Source organism: Rhizobium sp. 2MFCol3.1, from assembly GCF_000377565.1.
GTDB lineage: Bacteria > Pseudomonadota > Alphaproteobacteria > Rhizobiales > Rhizobiaceae > Rhizobium.
In genome coordinates this window covers 87,390-102,498 of record NZ_KB898355.1, presented here as the reverse complement: position 1 = coordinate 102,498, position 15,109 = coordinate 87,390, and the positions used below count along the sequence as shown (strand labels likewise).

The 15,109-nt window shown below is 62.7% G+C and carries 11 protein-coding genes; 3 read left to right on the top strand and 8 right to left on the bottom strand.

The annotated features are described in order from the left end of the window. Position 1: 1 nt before the first annotated feature. The 3 genes from D460_RS0106430 to D460_RS0106420 all read right to left on the bottom strand — a co-directional run bounded on the left by D460_RS0106430 (position 2) and on the right by D460_RS0106420 (position 3,596). Positions 2-1,003 carry an ABC transporter permease gene (locus tag D460_RS0106430; RefSeq protein ID WP_018897698.1) on the bottom strand — a complete coding sequence of 334 codons (1,002 nt, stop codon included), beginning with the start codon at positions 1,001-1,003 and terminating at the stop codon, positions 2-4. A gap of 11 nt (positions 1,004-1,014) precedes the next feature. Further along, positions 1,015-2,541: a sugar ABC transporter ATP-binding protein gene (locus tag D460_RS0106425; protein WP_018897697.1), complete on the bottom strand. Its 1,527-nt coding sequence runs from the start codon at positions 2,539-2,541 to the stop codon at positions 1,015-1,017. Between the two features lie 74 nt (positions 2,542-2,615). Next, the gene (locus tag D460_RS0106420; RefSeq protein WP_018897696.1) at positions 2,616-3,596 is read right to left on the bottom strand and encodes a substrate-binding domain-containing protein; all 981 of its coding nucleotides are present in this window, start codon (positions 3,594-3,596) and stop codon (positions 2,616-2,618) included. 260 nt (positions 3,597-3,856) lie between these two features. Between D460_RS0106420 and D460_RS0106415 the strand changes: the two genes are divergently transcribed. Next, the gene (locus tag D460_RS0106415) at positions 3,857-4,618 is read left to right on the top strand and encodes a FadR/GntR family transcriptional regulator (protein WP_026282859.1); all 762 of its coding nucleotides are present in this window, start codon (positions 3,857-3,859) and stop codon (positions 4,616-4,618) included. 326 nt (positions 4,619-4,944) lie between these two features. Here D460_RS0106415 and D460_RS0106410 read toward each other — a convergent pair whose 3' ends face one another. The 3 genes from D460_RS0106410 to D460_RS0106400 are packed head-to-tail and all read right to left on the bottom strand — an operon-like array spanning position 4,945 to position 8,470. Further along, positions 4,945-6,897 (bottom strand): iron ABC transporter permease, encoded by a 1,953-nt coding sequence (locus tag D460_RS0106410; protein ID WP_018897694.1) that lies wholly within the window; start codon positions 6,895-6,897, stop codon positions 4,945-4,947. Further along, complete coding sequence (locus D460_RS0106405) at positions 6,894-7,727, bottom strand: ABC transporter ATP-binding protein (protein ID WP_018897693.1); 834 nt, start codon at positions 7,725-7,727, stop codon at positions 6,894-6,896. The genes D460_RS0106410 and D460_RS0106405 overlap by 4 nt, the downstream gene beginning before the upstream one ends. Then, positions 7,724-8,470 carry a helix-turn-helix transcriptional regulator gene (locus D460_RS0106400; protein WP_018897692.1) on the bottom strand — a complete coding sequence of 249 codons (747 nt, stop codon included), beginning with the start codon at positions 8,468-8,470 and terminating at the stop codon, positions 7,724-7,726. The genes D460_RS0106405 and D460_RS0106400 overlap by 4 nt, the downstream gene beginning before the upstream one ends. Before the next feature lie 470 nt (positions 8,471-8,940). On the opposite strand from D460_RS0106400, the gene D460_RS0106395 reads away from it, so the two are divergent. After that, a complete protein-coding gene (locus D460_RS0106395; RefSeq protein WP_245267718.1) occupies positions 8,941-10,977 on the top strand; it encodes a TonB-dependent siderophore receptor in 2,037 nt (678 codons plus the stop codon). A gap of 47 nt (positions 10,978-11,024) precedes the next feature. Next, positions 11,025-11,846: an iron-siderophore ABC transporter substrate-binding protein gene (locus tag D460_RS0106390; RefSeq protein WP_245267717.1), complete on the top strand. Its 822-nt coding sequence runs from the start codon at positions 11,025-11,027 to the stop codon at positions 11,844-11,846. A 91-nt stretch (positions 11,847-11,937) separates the two neighbouring features. On the opposite strand, the gene ugpC is transcribed toward D460_RS0106390, so the two are convergent. Both ugpC and D460_RS0106380 read right to left on the bottom strand, forming a co-directional pair. After that, the gene (ugpC, locus tag D460_RS0106385) at positions 11,938-13,002 is read right to left on the bottom strand and encodes a sn-glycerol-3-phosphate ABC transporter ATP-binding protein UgpC (RefSeq protein ID WP_018897689.1); all 1,065 of its coding nucleotides are present in this window, start codon (positions 13,000-13,002) and stop codon (positions 11,938-11,940) included. An 11-nt stretch (positions 13,003-13,013) separates the two neighbouring features. Continuing rightward, positions 13,014-15,104: an ADP-ribosylglycohydrolase family protein gene (locus tag D460_RS0106380; RefSeq protein ID WP_018897688.1), complete on the bottom strand. Its 2,091-nt coding sequence runs from the start codon at positions 15,102-15,104 to the stop codon at positions 13,014-13,016. Positions 15,105-15,109: the final 5 nt, after the last annotated feature.

Here is a 15,109-nt window from a genome sequence, read left to right as displayed (position 1 = left end):
ATCAGCCCTTGTTGCGCGACATGCTGCGCTTGATCGCCTGGATGTTGGCGAGCACGGCGATGACGATGATGAGACCGCGCACGACCTGCTGGAAGAACGGATTGATGCCGAGCAAGACAAGGCCGTTGCCGATGAGCGTGATGACGAGGACACCGAGCAGCGTTCCAAGCATGGAGCCGCGTCCGCCGGAGAGCGACGTGCCGCCGACGACCACAGCCGCGATGACGTCGAACTCAAGCCCGTTCGCCGCCGTCGCATTGCCCGAGCCAAGACGGGAGACGAGCAGGATGCCGGAGATGGCGGCCATGGCGCCGGCGATCGCGAACAGCGCCACGCGGATCTTCGAAACGCTGATGCCGCTCAAGAAGGCGGCGTGCGCGTTGCCGCCGATAGCAAAGACCGAGCGTCCGAACGCGGTCTTGCGGCTGACGAAAGCGAAGATCGCGAAGAAGACCAGCATGATGATCGCTGCTGGCGGAATGCCGAGCACGGAGCGATCAAGCGCGTCGAGCGTGTCGTTGCGGCCGATAGAGACAGGAAGCGCGTCGGTGACGAATAGCGCCGTTCCGCGAAGCGCGCTCCAGAGACCAAGCGTCGCGACGAAGGAGGGAACGTCGAAATACGCGCGCAGGGCGCCGGCGATCGAGCCGAGCAGCGCGCTGATGACAATCGACAGCGCGAAGGCTACCGGTGTCGGCACGCCCCATTGCAGCAGGAAGGCCAGAACCACCGAGATGAACGCCACCATCGGCCCGACGCTGACGTCGATCTCGCCGGCGATGATGATCAGGGTCGCTGCCCAGGCCGCGATGCCGATCGTGGCGGCGTCGCGCAGGATGTTGATCTGGTTGTTGAAGGAAAGGAAGCCGTTGGCCGTCGATGTGAAGACCACATAGAGAACGACGATGGCGACGAAGAGGCTCAGCTCGTTCATGTGCTGGGAAAAGCTGAAGCCCGACTTCTTGCTTGATGATGCTGACGTTGCAGCCTGGTCGAGTGACATCGCGTCTCTCCTCAATGTCCGGCGATGCAGGCGGCCATCAAGGCATCCTGATCGATGTTTGGTGATTTGAATTCTTCGCAGAGCGTTCCGTCGCGCAAGACCAGTACGCGGTCGCAGACGAGCGGCAGTTCCTCGATCTCGCTGGAGACGAAGATGACGCTGCGCCCTTCGGCCGCCAGCTGGCGGATGATGGCATAGATCTGCGCCTTGGCTTCGACATCGACGCCCCTTGTCGGCTCGTCGAGCAGGAGAACGCGGCTGTCGGCATAGACCCAGCGGCCGATGACGACCTTCTGCTGGTTACCACCGGACAGCGTGCCGATCGGCGTGTCGGTGCGGGCGGTCTTGACGTGTAGACGTTCGATGACCTTGCGCGTCGCCTCGGCCATCATTTTTGCAGAGAGAACACCGCTCTTGCTGACGCCGGAAAAATTCGTCGCCAGCGTGTTTTCGTCGACGCCGAGAAGCGGAACGATCCCTTCTTCCTTGCGGCTCTCCGGTGTGTAGCCGAAGCCGCGCGACAGCATGCGCTTGTAGTGGCCAGGCCGGACTGACTTGCCGTCGACAAGCACATCGCCCTGATCCTGGCGCCGTACACCCATGATCGCCTGCAGCAACTCAGTCCGGCCGACGCCCAGCAACCCGGCGATGCCAAGAACCTCGCCCGCCTTCAAATGGAACGAGACCGAACTCAGCTTCGGCGCCAGCGCGAGGTTGCGAACCTCGAGCACTGTCTTTTCCTGGCTTCTGTTTTCCAGCGCCGCTGCCTGCGACCCTTCCGAACCCAGCATGAGCCGGACGATCTCGCGCGTATCGGCGCCCTTCACGTCAACAGTGTCGATGATGCGCCCGTCGCGCATGACGGTGGCTGAATGCGCGATCTGGCGGATTTCGTTCATGCGGTGGCTGACATAGATGACGGCGATGCCTTCGGACGCGATGCGCGTCACGGCGGCCATGACCTTCTCGGCCTCGGCTGCGGCCAGCGAGCTCGTCGGCTCGTCGAGAATGACGAGCTTCGGCTTTCCGAGGAGAACGCGGGCGATCTCCAGCAGCTGCCGTTCGGCGGGGCTCAGGCTTGCCACCAGCGTGTTGGGCGCGCGGTCGAGACCGAGCCGGCCCATCGCCTCGGAAGCCTCCGCCTCCATCTCGGCATACTGGATGACGCCACCCTTTCGCGGCCAGCGCCCGAGAAACAGGTTTTCGGCGAGCGTCATGCCTGGAACCAGGCTAAGCTCCTGGTAGACGACGCGAACGCCCTTGTCGAAAGCGTCCTGAGCGCGCCCGGAGCCGCTGTGGCGCAGCTCCTCGCCATCGACCTCGACGGTGCCGCTATCTGGAATTTCCGCGCCGGTCAGCATCCGGATCAGCGTCGACTTGCCCGCGCCGTTCTTGCCGAGCAGCGCCCTCACCTCTCCGCCGGCAACCTGAAATGTCGCGTTGTCAAGCGCGAGCACGCCGGGATAGCAGCGCGTGCACCCCTTGATGGATGCGATCGGGCGGTGAGCGAGGTTGGGCGCAAGTGATGTCTGTGTCATGAAACTTTCCACCGATGAAAGATGCCGCCAGTCGCCTGGCGGCCTCGATTGTCGTGAAACTCAGGCCCTGGGCCTCACGGAATACCGTCGGCGTGGGCCTTCAGCCAAGCCTTGCCGTCTTCGGAAGACTTGTAAACGTCGATGTCGTAGGGAACCTTGATGTCGGCTGGCGCCTGGCCATCGACGGACTTGATCGCCTGGGCGAGCGCCAGCTTGCCGAGGCCCTGGCCCGAGATGTCGACGACGGCCTTGATGACCGTGAAGTCGGAGAGTTCCTGGGCGATCTCGGTCGTCATGTCGCCGCCGAAGACCACGACCTGACCGGTCTTGCCCTGGCTCTTGACGGCACGCGCCGCACCAAGGGTCGCGCCGCCGGCTTCGCCGAAGAACGCATCGATATCAGGGTTCGACGACAGCATGGTGCTGGCGACCGAAACCGCCTTGTCGAGAATCGCGCCTTCCTGGTTGGCGACGATCTGCGCACCCGGCACCTTGGCCTTCAGCGCTTCCTCGAAGCCCTTGCGGCGCGTCACGCAGACTTCCACGAATTCGCAGTTCAGAACCGCGATCTTTGGTGCATCCTTCTTCTCGGCGATAAAGTAGTCTGCGGCGGCTTCGCCGAGCTTGTGGCCGAAATCATAGGGATCGCCGACTGCGTAGGCGGAGATGTACTCCTTCATGTCGGCATCGTTCAGGCACGTATTGTAGCAGACGACGGGAATCCCCGCGTCATGGGCGCGACGGATAGCACGCGAGGAACCGTCGGCCGAAACCGGGGAAACGATGATTGCCTGAACGCCGGAAGAGATGAGGGAATCGATGAAGGACGATTCCTTGCTCGCATCGCCCTGGGCATTGGTTTCGATGACATCGAGCTTGCGGCCGGCTTCGTTGGCACCGGTCTGGATGCCCTTGCGGACGCCGGCGTAGAAGCCCTGCGCGTCCATGTAGATCGCGCCGACCTTGAGGTCTTTGTCCTGTGCGAAAGCGGGCGACAGCCCGGCCGCGGCGAATGTTCCAAGTGCCAGCATGGTGGCGCGCGTAATGAGCTTCATCGCTCCCTCCCTTGAGATCTGATGGTGTCAGGAACGCGGACCCGCCCGGCTCCTCCAGCCGCACCAACCATATTCCTGGTCTTACTAATGTCAATATAAATAGGATTTATTTTTTATAAGATGTGTTTTTATGTGCCTATCCTGTGCTAAAGATTTCTCAGCGGGGGACAGCTGCGCCTATAAATCGTATTTTTCGACACCCACGCTTGACTGGCTTGAGACCGACAGCAAGCTGAGACCTAGGGAATCGGAGGCACATCGTGGCGATAGCGCGGACGGACAGGAAGTTGACAGAAGGTGGCGTCGAGATCGCCTCCCGTGGGAGGAGGACCGTTCGCGAGTCCTTGCTGTCGCGTCTCGTGCACATGATCGTGGCCGGTGAGTTCGCCGAAGGTTCGACGCTACCCAATGAGGCAGAACTGACCGAGCAATTCGCCGTCAGCCGTACGAGCCTGCGCGAATCCATGCAGTATCTGGGCGCGCTCGGCATGGTTCGATCGCGCACCCGCGCCGGAACGATCGTGCTTCATCGAGAGAACTGGAACTACCTCGACCCGCTGGTGCTCGACGCGATGCTTGAGATCGGCGGGGACGAGGCATTCTACACCTCGCTGATCGATGCACGGCAGCTGCTTGAGCCAGCCGCCGCCGCCCATGCGGCGACGAAAGCCACCGCCAAGCAACTCGCCCGGATCGCCCAGGCCTTCGAGGACATGGTCGATGCGAACGCCCGCGACAACGAGGAATGGAGCCGCGCCGACCTCGAATTCCACACGGCGATCATCAACGCCAGCGGCAACTGGGTCTACCGCCAATTCGCCAGTGCGATCCGCGCGGCGCTGCTTGCCAGCTTCCGGCTGACCAACCGCGCCAGCCAATCGCACGAGCAGGCGATCCAGAAGCACCAGGACGTGCTCGAGGCAATCCGCATGCGCAATCCTGATGATGCGCGCCGCGCGATGGAAACGCTGATCGGGGTAGCGCGCGCGGAAATCACCGAGGCCCTGAAGCGGAGCCGCTGACTGCATCGGCCATGTGGGCAGGCTAACCGGACGATCTTCGATCAATCTCCAAACGCATAACGGCCCGCTCGAAGCGCGCAGTGTGTCTTACGCCATTCCTTGCCGTCGTAGTATGTTGTGTCGCATGGCGGACGGCTCCAGGAATCTCGAGTCTACGCGACGAAATAGCATGACACAGAATCGACATTGCTGTGCTGCGCACTCGTAGAAGTGCATTGTGACGGCATTCACTTGCCTCCTCGAGAACGCACATTTTTTGTTCTGCTTCTCTTGTGCAACGATTGAGTGCCGGCATGTCGCGCGGAAGCATTTAAATCCGCGCCCCCTCAGCCCGCCAGGCGTCGTCGCCAGACAAGGACGAACAATGGCGCGCCGAGAAGGGCGGTCACGATACCGGCCGGAATTTCGTTTGGGGCAAGGATGGTCCTTCCCACCACGTCGGCGGCTGCCAGAAGGAAGGCTCCCAGCGTCATTGAGACCGGCAGAAGCCTGCCGTGCCGCGCGCCGGCGAGGAAGCGGGCGGCGTGCGGGGCGAGGAGCCCGATGAAGGCCACGGGACCGATGGCGGAAACGGCGATCGCCGTGCAGAAGCATGCGAGAGTGGCTGCAATCATTCTCGCCGTCGATGTGGGCATGCCCAGCGAGTGAGAGGTATCGTCGCCGAGGCAGAGCGTGTCGAGGTGGCGGCGTGCCATCCATGCGATCATGCAAAGACATGCGAGCCATGGGAGCATCGCGAGGACGTCGGCGTTGCCGCGACCGTGAGTGGAGCCGGCCATCCACGACAGTGCCTGCGCGGTTTGCAGGCGTGCGGATACGACTATGAAGGTGCTGGCCGCCGAGAAGGTGGCCGCGACCGCCACGCCGGCAAGGATCAGCCTTTGCGGTGAAGGCCGCGTTCCGAAAAACAGGATTGCGGCGAGCGCTGTAAAGGCGCCCGATATGGCCGACAACTGAAACCCCAGGCTGCCGGGTTCGAGGCCAGCAAGAAGCGCGACGAGGCTGAAAAGCCCGGCGCCCTGGGATATCCCCAGCGTTTCCGGTCCGCAAAGCGGATTGCGGCTCGCCGCCTGAAGAACGACGCCTGCCGCGGCGAGCAGCGCTCCGGCCCCCAATGCGATGATCATTCGCGGAAGGCGGATGTCGAGGTTGGCGAGCGCATCCTGCAGCGATGGCGTCGCATCGCCCCCGAAGATCAATGCCGCCGGCAGCGTCAGCACCGACAAGCCGATGAGCAGCGCCGCAAGCTGGAATGCCGAAAGACGCCAGGACGATGCCGCTGTTCGCGCAACGCCATCCTGCCTGGTGGCAGCGAAGCGAAGGGCGAAGAACATCGCCGGCGCGGCCATGCAGGCAATCGCCGCTCCGGTCGGGATGATCGATCCGCTGCGCGACAGGAGCTGAACGATGACATCGGCAGATAGCACGGCGTTCGCACCCCAAAGCCCGGCAAGCGGAAGAAGACGTACGTGGCGCACGACACCGAATGTGCGCAGCAGGTTGGGCACCGCCAAACCGACGAAGCCGATGGGTCCAGCCAACGTCACGGCGGCGGCCGACAGCACGATCGACGCGGCTATGCCGCCAACCGTCACGCCGCGCGTCAGGCCAAGGCTCTTCGCTGCGTTGTCGCCGAGCGCAAAGAGATCGAGGGTTCGCGTCATGAGCGCCAGCGCCGCGGCTGCGCCAATGATCGCCGGACTGGCCGTGGCGATCTTCAACCAGCCCGTCTGGTCGAGAAGACCCGCGGACCAGAGAACCATCCCCGAGGCGCGATCGTCCTCGACCAATATGATGGCAGACGACAGGGCCGTGAAGCAGAGCGAGACCGCGACACCCGCGAGCGCCAGGTGAATCGGCGTCGTCCTGATGCCGCCGGCGACCGTTATGCAGATCAGGGCGCCAAGGGCACCGCCGACGATCGTCGCGGCAAGCGGCGGAACATAAAAGGGCAAGACGAGCGTCGCCAGAACAAGCGCAAACTGCGCGCCGCTTGTCACCGCCACGATGTCTGGTGCGGCAAGCGGATTGCGCAATGTCGTCTGCATCACCGTGCCGGCCATCGCCAGCGCGGCGCCGACAAGAACGGCGGCCACCAGTCTGGGAAAGCGCACCGTTTCGAGGATGACCTGTGCCAACGTTGTGGGTCTGCCGACGAAAGCAACAAGATCGCTCCAGCCCACCTTCACGCTGCCGGATGTCAGATCCAGCACCGCGAGCACCGACAGGATAAACAATCCCGTCAGCCACAGAATCGGTTCGGCAGCCCGACCTCTCACCGCGCCACCTGTTTCTCATCAGCATCGTCGAACGTCCAGTCGACCAGACAGAACGGACGCCCGTCTCGCGGGTGGGGTACGAGATCGACCCTGCAGTCGAAGGCATCGCTCATGAGGACGGGCGTCAGCACATCCGCCGTCGGACCGGATGCCAATATCCGGCCGCCCTGCATGAGAACAACGTCATCGGCTATGTCCATCACCTGGTTGAGGTCGTGGAGGACCACCACGATCGTCAAATGGTCTCGATGGTTCAATTGTCGAAGCAGGCGCAGCAACTCCGACTGGTGGCGAATGTCGAGGAAGCTTGTCGGCTCATCGAGAAACAACACGCGTGGCGCCTGGGCCAGTGCCATCGCAAGCCATGCCCGCTGGCGCTCGCCGCCGGACAATGTCGCGACCTCACGGCCCTGCAGCTCTTCCATTCCCACGCGCGCCATCGCCGCATCGACCGCCTCGTTATCTCCACGCCCTGGACGCCCTAGCCAGGGCAGATGGGGATAGCGCCCCTGGGCGACGAGTTCGCGGACATTGAAGCCGGCGGGCACCTCGGGATTTTGACCGACGACCGCCACTTGCCGGGCGATCTCCTGGCGCGTGTAATCGGCAAGCGGCCGACCCATGAGGGCGATCTCGCCCGCGCTCGGCGTCTCCAAGCCGGCCAGACATTTCATCAGCGTACTCTTGCCGGAACCGTTGGCGCCGCAGATCGCCGTTATTCGCCCCGGCAGAATATCGACCGTCACCCGCGCCAGCGCGTCCTTCTCCTGGAAGGTCACCGACAATCCGCGCGCTTCGACGATCGGCTGTTTCTGCACGATGCCGGTCACGCGATTGCGTCCCGGATCGCACGGCGAAGTGCCGAAACGCTGCTATAGCCGACGTCGAGCGCGGCCTCCTCCAGCTTGGCGCCTTCGGCCCGGCGTCTGAGCACATGCGCAATACGTAGCCGTCGGCGCCATTCGGCAAAGCTCATCCCGGTCTCGCTCCTGAACTTGCGGGTCATGGTTCGCCGGCTCATGCCGAGCTTGTCGGCCCAGTTGTCGATATCGAGATCGATGGCGGGTGCACTTTGCAGATCGGTGCAAAGGCGCTGCAACCTCTTGTCGGTCGGCTCGGGCAGCGCGAAGCCGCTTTCCGCAGCATTTGCGATCTCGTCCAATATGAGCGCGACAAGGTGTCCGCCTCGCCCATCTTCATCATAAAGCACCGGCTCTGCCAGCAGCGCCTCCACGGCAGCCGAGAGCAGGCTGGAGCTTGGTACGACGCGAACAGGATCCCAGTTCAGCCGCGCGGCAATGCCGGGTTCGATATAAAGCGAGTGCATGGTGACTCGACCATGGGCGACCACGGCATGGGGAACCGCCGGCGCAACAAGCAATCCGTGACCGCTCGGGATGATGAAGGAGGCGCCGGATACACGCGCCGTCATGAAGCCGTCGATCACCTGAAGCAGTTCGCCGCGACGATGACTATGCCAGCCGAAATCGAAGCTCCCCTCATAGGACCGCGCCATCGCGGCAACCGGCCGCGGCACATTCTGCAGGTCAATTGCGCGAGGCCAACGCTTCAAACGATCTTCCCTTTCCCCACTTCGGTCGCTAGGCAACGTGTTCTCACGCCGCTTTTGCGGAGGCATAGTCCGAACATCGGTTCTTGTGAAACTCATGCATTGGCCCATCTGGTATCGAAAATCGCAATCCGGCCCGAACGGGCGACAATATGGCCCGTACGCGTCGAAGATTGACCTGACAATATTGAGTTAAAAAGTCTACTTAAATCGCAATCCGATGACTCAGCCGCTTCATCAAGCGGTCGCGCCGTCGGCTTCCGATCGATCCGCCAGCGTCGGGTCCCAGAGTTGAAAATCAGGTCTTCTTCATGCGCAATCCATGCCGTTCCCGAGGGAATACCGTCGCTCTCACCTCGATAGCCGCGACCTCTGCCCGCCTTATTTCAGGTGTGTCGCTCCTCATCCTCGCAGCTCCGTTCACGTCAGCCCAAGCGCAAGATCACGAGCCGGGAACCGAGCTGAAGCAGATCGTGATCGAGGGTGGGAAGGCGGAGAAAGGCGCGCGGCTGGAGCAGCGCGGCTACGTCGCCCGCGACAGCGCCTCGTCGACCAAGACATCGACCCCGATCGCCGAAACGCCGCAATCGATCTCGGTCGTCACACGCGGCGCGATGACGGATCGCGCGGTGCAGACCGTCGCCGACAGCCTGCTCTACAGCGCCAACGTCAACGGCCAGCGTTATGGCAACGACACGCGGTCGGACTACTTCACCATTCGCGGCTTCCCCGCCGATCTCTATCTCGACGGCCTGCGCCTGCCGCAGATCGCAAACCAGCCCGGCGGCTATGCCGGCTTCCGCGTCGATCCATTCTTCCTGAACCGGGTGGATATCCTGCGCGGCCCGAGCTCCGCTCTGTTTGGCCAGACAAACGTCGGCGGCGTGGTCAACATGATCAGCAAGGACCCTTCCGATGAAGCCAAGGGCGAGGCCTATACCCGCTTCGGCAGCTTCCAGCAGAAGGAAGTCGGTTTCGACACGACGGGGCCGATCGGCCAGGATTCTGGCGTCTCGTACCGGCTGGAGGGAATATACCGCGACAGCAATGCGCAGAACGATTTCGGCAAGAACGACCGCGTCGCCATCAGCCCCACCGTCAAATGGGCGCCCGATAACGGCACCAGCCTGACAGTCTACGGCGCCTATATGAAGGATGACGCAGGCCAAGTTCCGGCGATCATTCCGGCGCGTGGCAGCGTCCTGCCCAACAGCCTTGGCCTCTCGATCCCAACGGATTTCTCCGACGGCGATCCCTCGCTGGCGATCTACGACAAGAACAGCGCCTATCTCGGCTACCGCTTCGAGCACGAACTGGCGGACGATCTCATCCTGCGCCAGAACTTCCGCTACTCCTATCTCGACCTCAACTACCAGAACCTCTTTACCAGCGGACTGCTTGCCGACCAGCGCACAATCACCCGCACGGTCTACAACGCCCAGCCGACGCTCGACGCCTTCGCGCTCGATACAAACCTGGAATACAAGTTCGACACGGGCGCCATCCAGCATACGCTGCTCGGCGGCATCGATCTTCAATACCAGCACCTGGTCAATAACACGGGATCACGGGTCGGCCCGACGCTCGACCTGTTCAGCCCCGTATACGGGCTCAACGTCGCACCCGCGGCGTTGCAGACGCGGCTTGATCAGACTCAGCGCCAGGCCGGCATCTATCTTCAGGATCAGATGGAACTCGGCGACTTCAGGCTGACGCTAAGCGGTCGGCAGGACTATGTCGGCATCGATTCCGACAGCACCGCACTCTCGACCGGCAGGACGACGCCGTATTCCAGCAGCCCGAGCGCCTTCACCGGCCGGATCGGTGCCGCCTATGTGTTCGACAACGGCCTTGTGCCTTATGCACTCTACTCGACCTCGTTCCTGCCCGTTCTGACACTCAGCGATACGCCGCTGAAGCCTACCACGGGCGAACTGAAGGAAGTCGGCATCAAGTACGCGCCGTCTGGGCAGGACTACAGCATCACGCTTTCCGGGTTTGAGGCAACGCAGCAGAACGTCGTCAACCGCGTCGCCGGCGTCTACTATCAGACCGACGAAGTGCGTGTGCGCGGCATCGAGATCGAGGCGACCGCCAATCTGTGGGACGGCGTCAACCTGACAGCGGCGGCAAGCTGGCAGAATCCCGAAGTGACGGAGAGCCAGACGGCTTCGCAGATCGGAAAGATGCCCTATACCGTGCCGAAGGAGCAGCAGTCGCTGTTCGTGAGCTACGACGTTCCACTTCCCGACAGCTGGGACGGAAAGCTCACCATCGGTGGCGGCGCAAGGCATGTCGGCAAGACCGCCGGCAACTCGGAAAACAGCTTCTTCGTTCCCGGCTACACGCTGGTGGACGCCTTCGCCCGCTACGAACACGACCGCTACTCGTTACAGCTGAACGGCTACAATCTCGGTGACAAGACCTATGTGGCCGGTTGCAACACGCTCACTCAGTGCTACTACGGCCAGGGCCTGACCGTGGTGGGAACTCTGAGCGTGAAATGGTGATAGCAACAGGACGGCGATCGTTCCTTTGGGGTGCCGCGGCGACGCTCGTGGCACCATCCCTGGCGTTGTCGGCCCAATCGGAGCGGGTCGTGACACTGGAGTGGAACGCGACCGAGATCTGCCTCTCCCTCGGTGTCCACCCGGTGGGCGTCGCCGAAATCGCCGGATACCGGCAATGGGTCGACGTCGAGGCCGACGCCCTTGCCGGATCCACCGAGATTGGCCGCCGGCAGCAGCCTAGCCTGGAAGCAATCCGCAAGCTTGCACCGACCCTCGTCCTGTCTTCGAAATTCAGGCACCAGTCGCTGGAAGCACGTCTGCGCACCTTCGCACCGACAGTGCTTCTCGACGACCAGCCAGACGATAACGACCTACTGGCCGCCGTCTATGGCAATGTCCGCGACGCCGCAGACGCCCTCGACCGTCGGCCTGCCGCACAGGCGCTTCTCGCCGATTTCGATGAGCAGATAGACCGGCTGAAAACGCAGATCGCCGGCGGCGCAAGCGGCAGGAAAATCCTGGTCGCGCAGCCGCTACCCGGTGTCCCGAGGCTCCGAATCTTCGCGCCCAACGCGCCGGTCGCCCGCCTTCTCGACAGGATCGGCCTTACCGCCGCCCTTGATATTCCACCCGAGCCCTTCGGCTTCACGACCATCGACCTCGAAGGCCTCGCCACTATTGGCGATGACGCATGCCTGGTTCTGCTCGCGGACGGCGTCCCGACCGACTTTTCAAGCGCGGCTCTGTGGCCGATGCTGCCCGTTGTCATCAATGATGGCGTGAAACTTGCGGGAAGCCGGAACTGGCCGTTTGGCTCAACCGCATCGCTTGCGAAAATCCTTCAGGATATTGCCAGCGCGCTTTTGTGAGACAGAGGTGGGTCGCCAGCGCGAAGGCACTGGCCATGGGCCAACGCTCGGCCGTGCGCCAAAGCGCGGGCGAGCGTTGGGATTGGTTGATTTATACGGACGCGATCCGTCGTCCCGTCTCCTGATCGAACAGATGCACGCTGCCCTTGGCGAGCGAAAGGTATTGCCGGCTGGCGATGTCGAATTGCGGCCGCTCTCGCAAGACGACAGAGACGAGTTGGTCGCCGAGGCGCGCCTCCACGAAGGTTTCCGCGCCCGTCGGCTCGATGTTCTCGACAACGGCCTCAAGATCGCCCTCGGCAACGAGCGCGATTTCTTCGGGACGCTTGCCGATCAACACCGTCTGCCCTTCACGGACGCCGGCGGGCGCTTTCAGCCCCGTCCCCTTGCCCGTCTGCAGAACAAGATCGCCCGAGCGGGCGACCGCCGGAAACAGGTTCATGGCCGGAGAGCCGATGAACTGCGCCACGAAGGCATTCGCGGGGCGATCATAAAGCTCGAGTGGCGAACCCACCTGCTCGATCTTGCCAGCCTGCATGACGACAATACGATCGGCCATGGTCATCGCTTCGATCTGATCGTGCGTGACATAGATCATCGTCGTCCCGAGGCGGCGATGCAGCGACTTGATCTCGCCGCGCATTTGCACGCGAAGCTTGGCGTCGAGATTGGAAAGCGGCTCATCGAACAGAAAGACCTGCGGCTTACGGACGATCGAGCGGCCCATGGCGACACGCTGACGCTGGCCGCCGGATAAGGCCTTCGGCTTGCGCTGAAGCAGCGGCACAAGGCCGAGGATTTCGGCCGCCTCACGCACCTTCTTCTGCTTCTCCTCCTTGCTGGCGCCCGCCAGCGTGAGCGAAAACGCCATGTTCTCCTCGACGGTCATATGCGGATAAAGCGCATAATTCTGGAAGACCATCGAGATATCGCGGCTCTTCGGCGGCAGATTGTTCACCACCTTGCTGCCAATCGATATCTCACCACCGGAGATCTCCTCCAGGCCCGCGATCATCCGCAGCAAGGTTGATTTCCCGCAGCCCGATGGGCCGACGAGGACGACGAATTCGCCCTCGTTGAAGGTTGCCTCAATGCCGTGAATGACCTCAGCGCTTCCGTAGCGCTTGACGACCTTGTCGATTGTTACGCTGGCCATCCTGTCACTCCTTAGGCTGCGCCGATTGCGATGCGCGTGGCCGACAATGCGCCTTCATGGATGATGAGGCCGGCCGACCCACCTGCGAAAGCCGCATCCTCGGCTTCGACACGGACATCGCCAACGCGCGCCTCAAAATGCCCGCCCTTGGCCGAGACCTTCAGGGTGAAAGTCTTCTCGAACTCGACGTTGAGCGCGACGGAGGCAAGAACCTTGCGATCCTCATCCTTGCACCTGACGATCTGCAATTCACCGGCACGAGTGACAAGCGCGGCATAATACCGGCGCTGACCCTGCGAGCGAAACACCAGGCCGCCGTGATCACCGAGGTGCAGCATCAAATCCGCCTCGATCGCGTAATCCGTCCAGTCCCGCGTGCCCTGCATGATCATGCCGTCGCCGCGGTTCTGGCTGATGCGGAAATCCTGCGGGAAGTGCTTGGAGAAGAAGTGCACATTGCTGACCCAGGCACGGCGCCAGAAATCGCCGGCACCCTCGGGCCGGCGGAAGGTCACTGACGGGCAGCCGTCCCAGGTCAGGCTGTCGATGACGACACGACCGTTCGCCCTGCCATCGGCCGTCGTCAGCACTAGGCCAACCTCGGCGATCGGCTGGTAGCCGGTCTCCGGCACTGTCCACGAGAGCGAGGCGGATGCGCCGGCTGCCAGCAACTCGCCATTCGGCATGTCGATGGTGACAAGGTTGTCAGTGCCGTCATAATGACGGATGCGCAGCTTAGCTTCAACGATCCCCTTGTTGCTTGCATCGGCACTGACACGCGCCTTCAGCACCTGGCCGGCATGAATGCGCGGGCTGGCCATCAGATCATAGGTGCGCATCTTCGTCACTTCGGCCGGCGTAAACACAGGTGTGGTGGTTGCCGCCTCGCGGCCCGCGGCAAGCGCGGAAAAATCGATCGCCAGACCGTTGCCCGTGCCGCTCACCTTGAGATCGGCGAGCGCGGTATCGGCCGCTTGCGGACGGAAGCCTTGAACGGAACCCGGTAGCGAGAAGTGGAACTTGGCACCGTCCTTGGGCGCCGGTTCGGCGGCCTCGCCGGCAAGCTTGCGACCGAGATTGGCAAGCCAGAGAGCGACATCGACGGCATCGGCGATCGAGCGGCCACCGTCGGCCGTCGACATGTAGAGCCGGTCGGCAACCGGGCCGCGCCAATCCGGGCCGGCGTCCAGCCCCTCGAGCCCAAGCATGATGCCATGCAGGCAACCGAGATTGCCGGCGTTGCAATCGGTATCCCAGCCGGAGGTGTTGACGATCATCTGGCCACGCTGGAAATCATGCGGCGCATGCAGCAGCGCCATGATCATCAACGCATGGTTTGGAACGACATGGCAGTTGCCCGGATATTTGTCGTAGCCGTAGTTGTCTTCGATCCGCTGGCGGGTTTCCTCCCAATCCTCGTTGCCGGATGTCCAGTGGCGGATATCGGCGACCAGCTTGGCGATCAGGCTATCCTTCGGAATATAGGACAGGCCGGTGTCCAGCAGATGATTGACATCCTTGCTGACGAAGGCTTCCGCTTCCACCGCAGCCCAAAGCACCGCGGCGTGGACCGCTTCACCGTCGTGGCTGACGGAACCCGCCGCACGCGCGAGCTTTGCGGCCTGCGCCGGATTGCCTGGAGAAACGAGCGCCCAACCGTCGATGAAAATCTGAGCGCCGATCTGCTCGGCAACCGTTGCGCCGTTGGTCTCGATCGAGCCGGAGGCGGGTGCGGGAATACCGCGCTTCAGGTTGAGCCAAGCCGTGTGTTCGGTCGAATTGCCGGCTCCGCCCCACCAGAGGATCGAGCGTTCCTCGATGATGTAGTTGAGCCAGGCCTTGCCGATATCCTCGGCGGAAAGGTCGGGCGAGATGCCGTAGTCGTCGAGCGCGCGCGGGAAGGCGAAGGTGCCGCCGACGTCGTCGTCGGTGACGACAAGCGGATCGCCCAGCCGTTCGTGGACGTAGTAGGTGATCGGTCCGAGCTTCTGGAGAATATCCTTGTAGCGCCAGTTTTCGAACGGGCGGCCGAGATAGACGCCGATCAGCTTGCCGAGGACGCCGGCGTAGACGCGGTTGTTGTAGTCTGCAGGTATGGACATCAGAA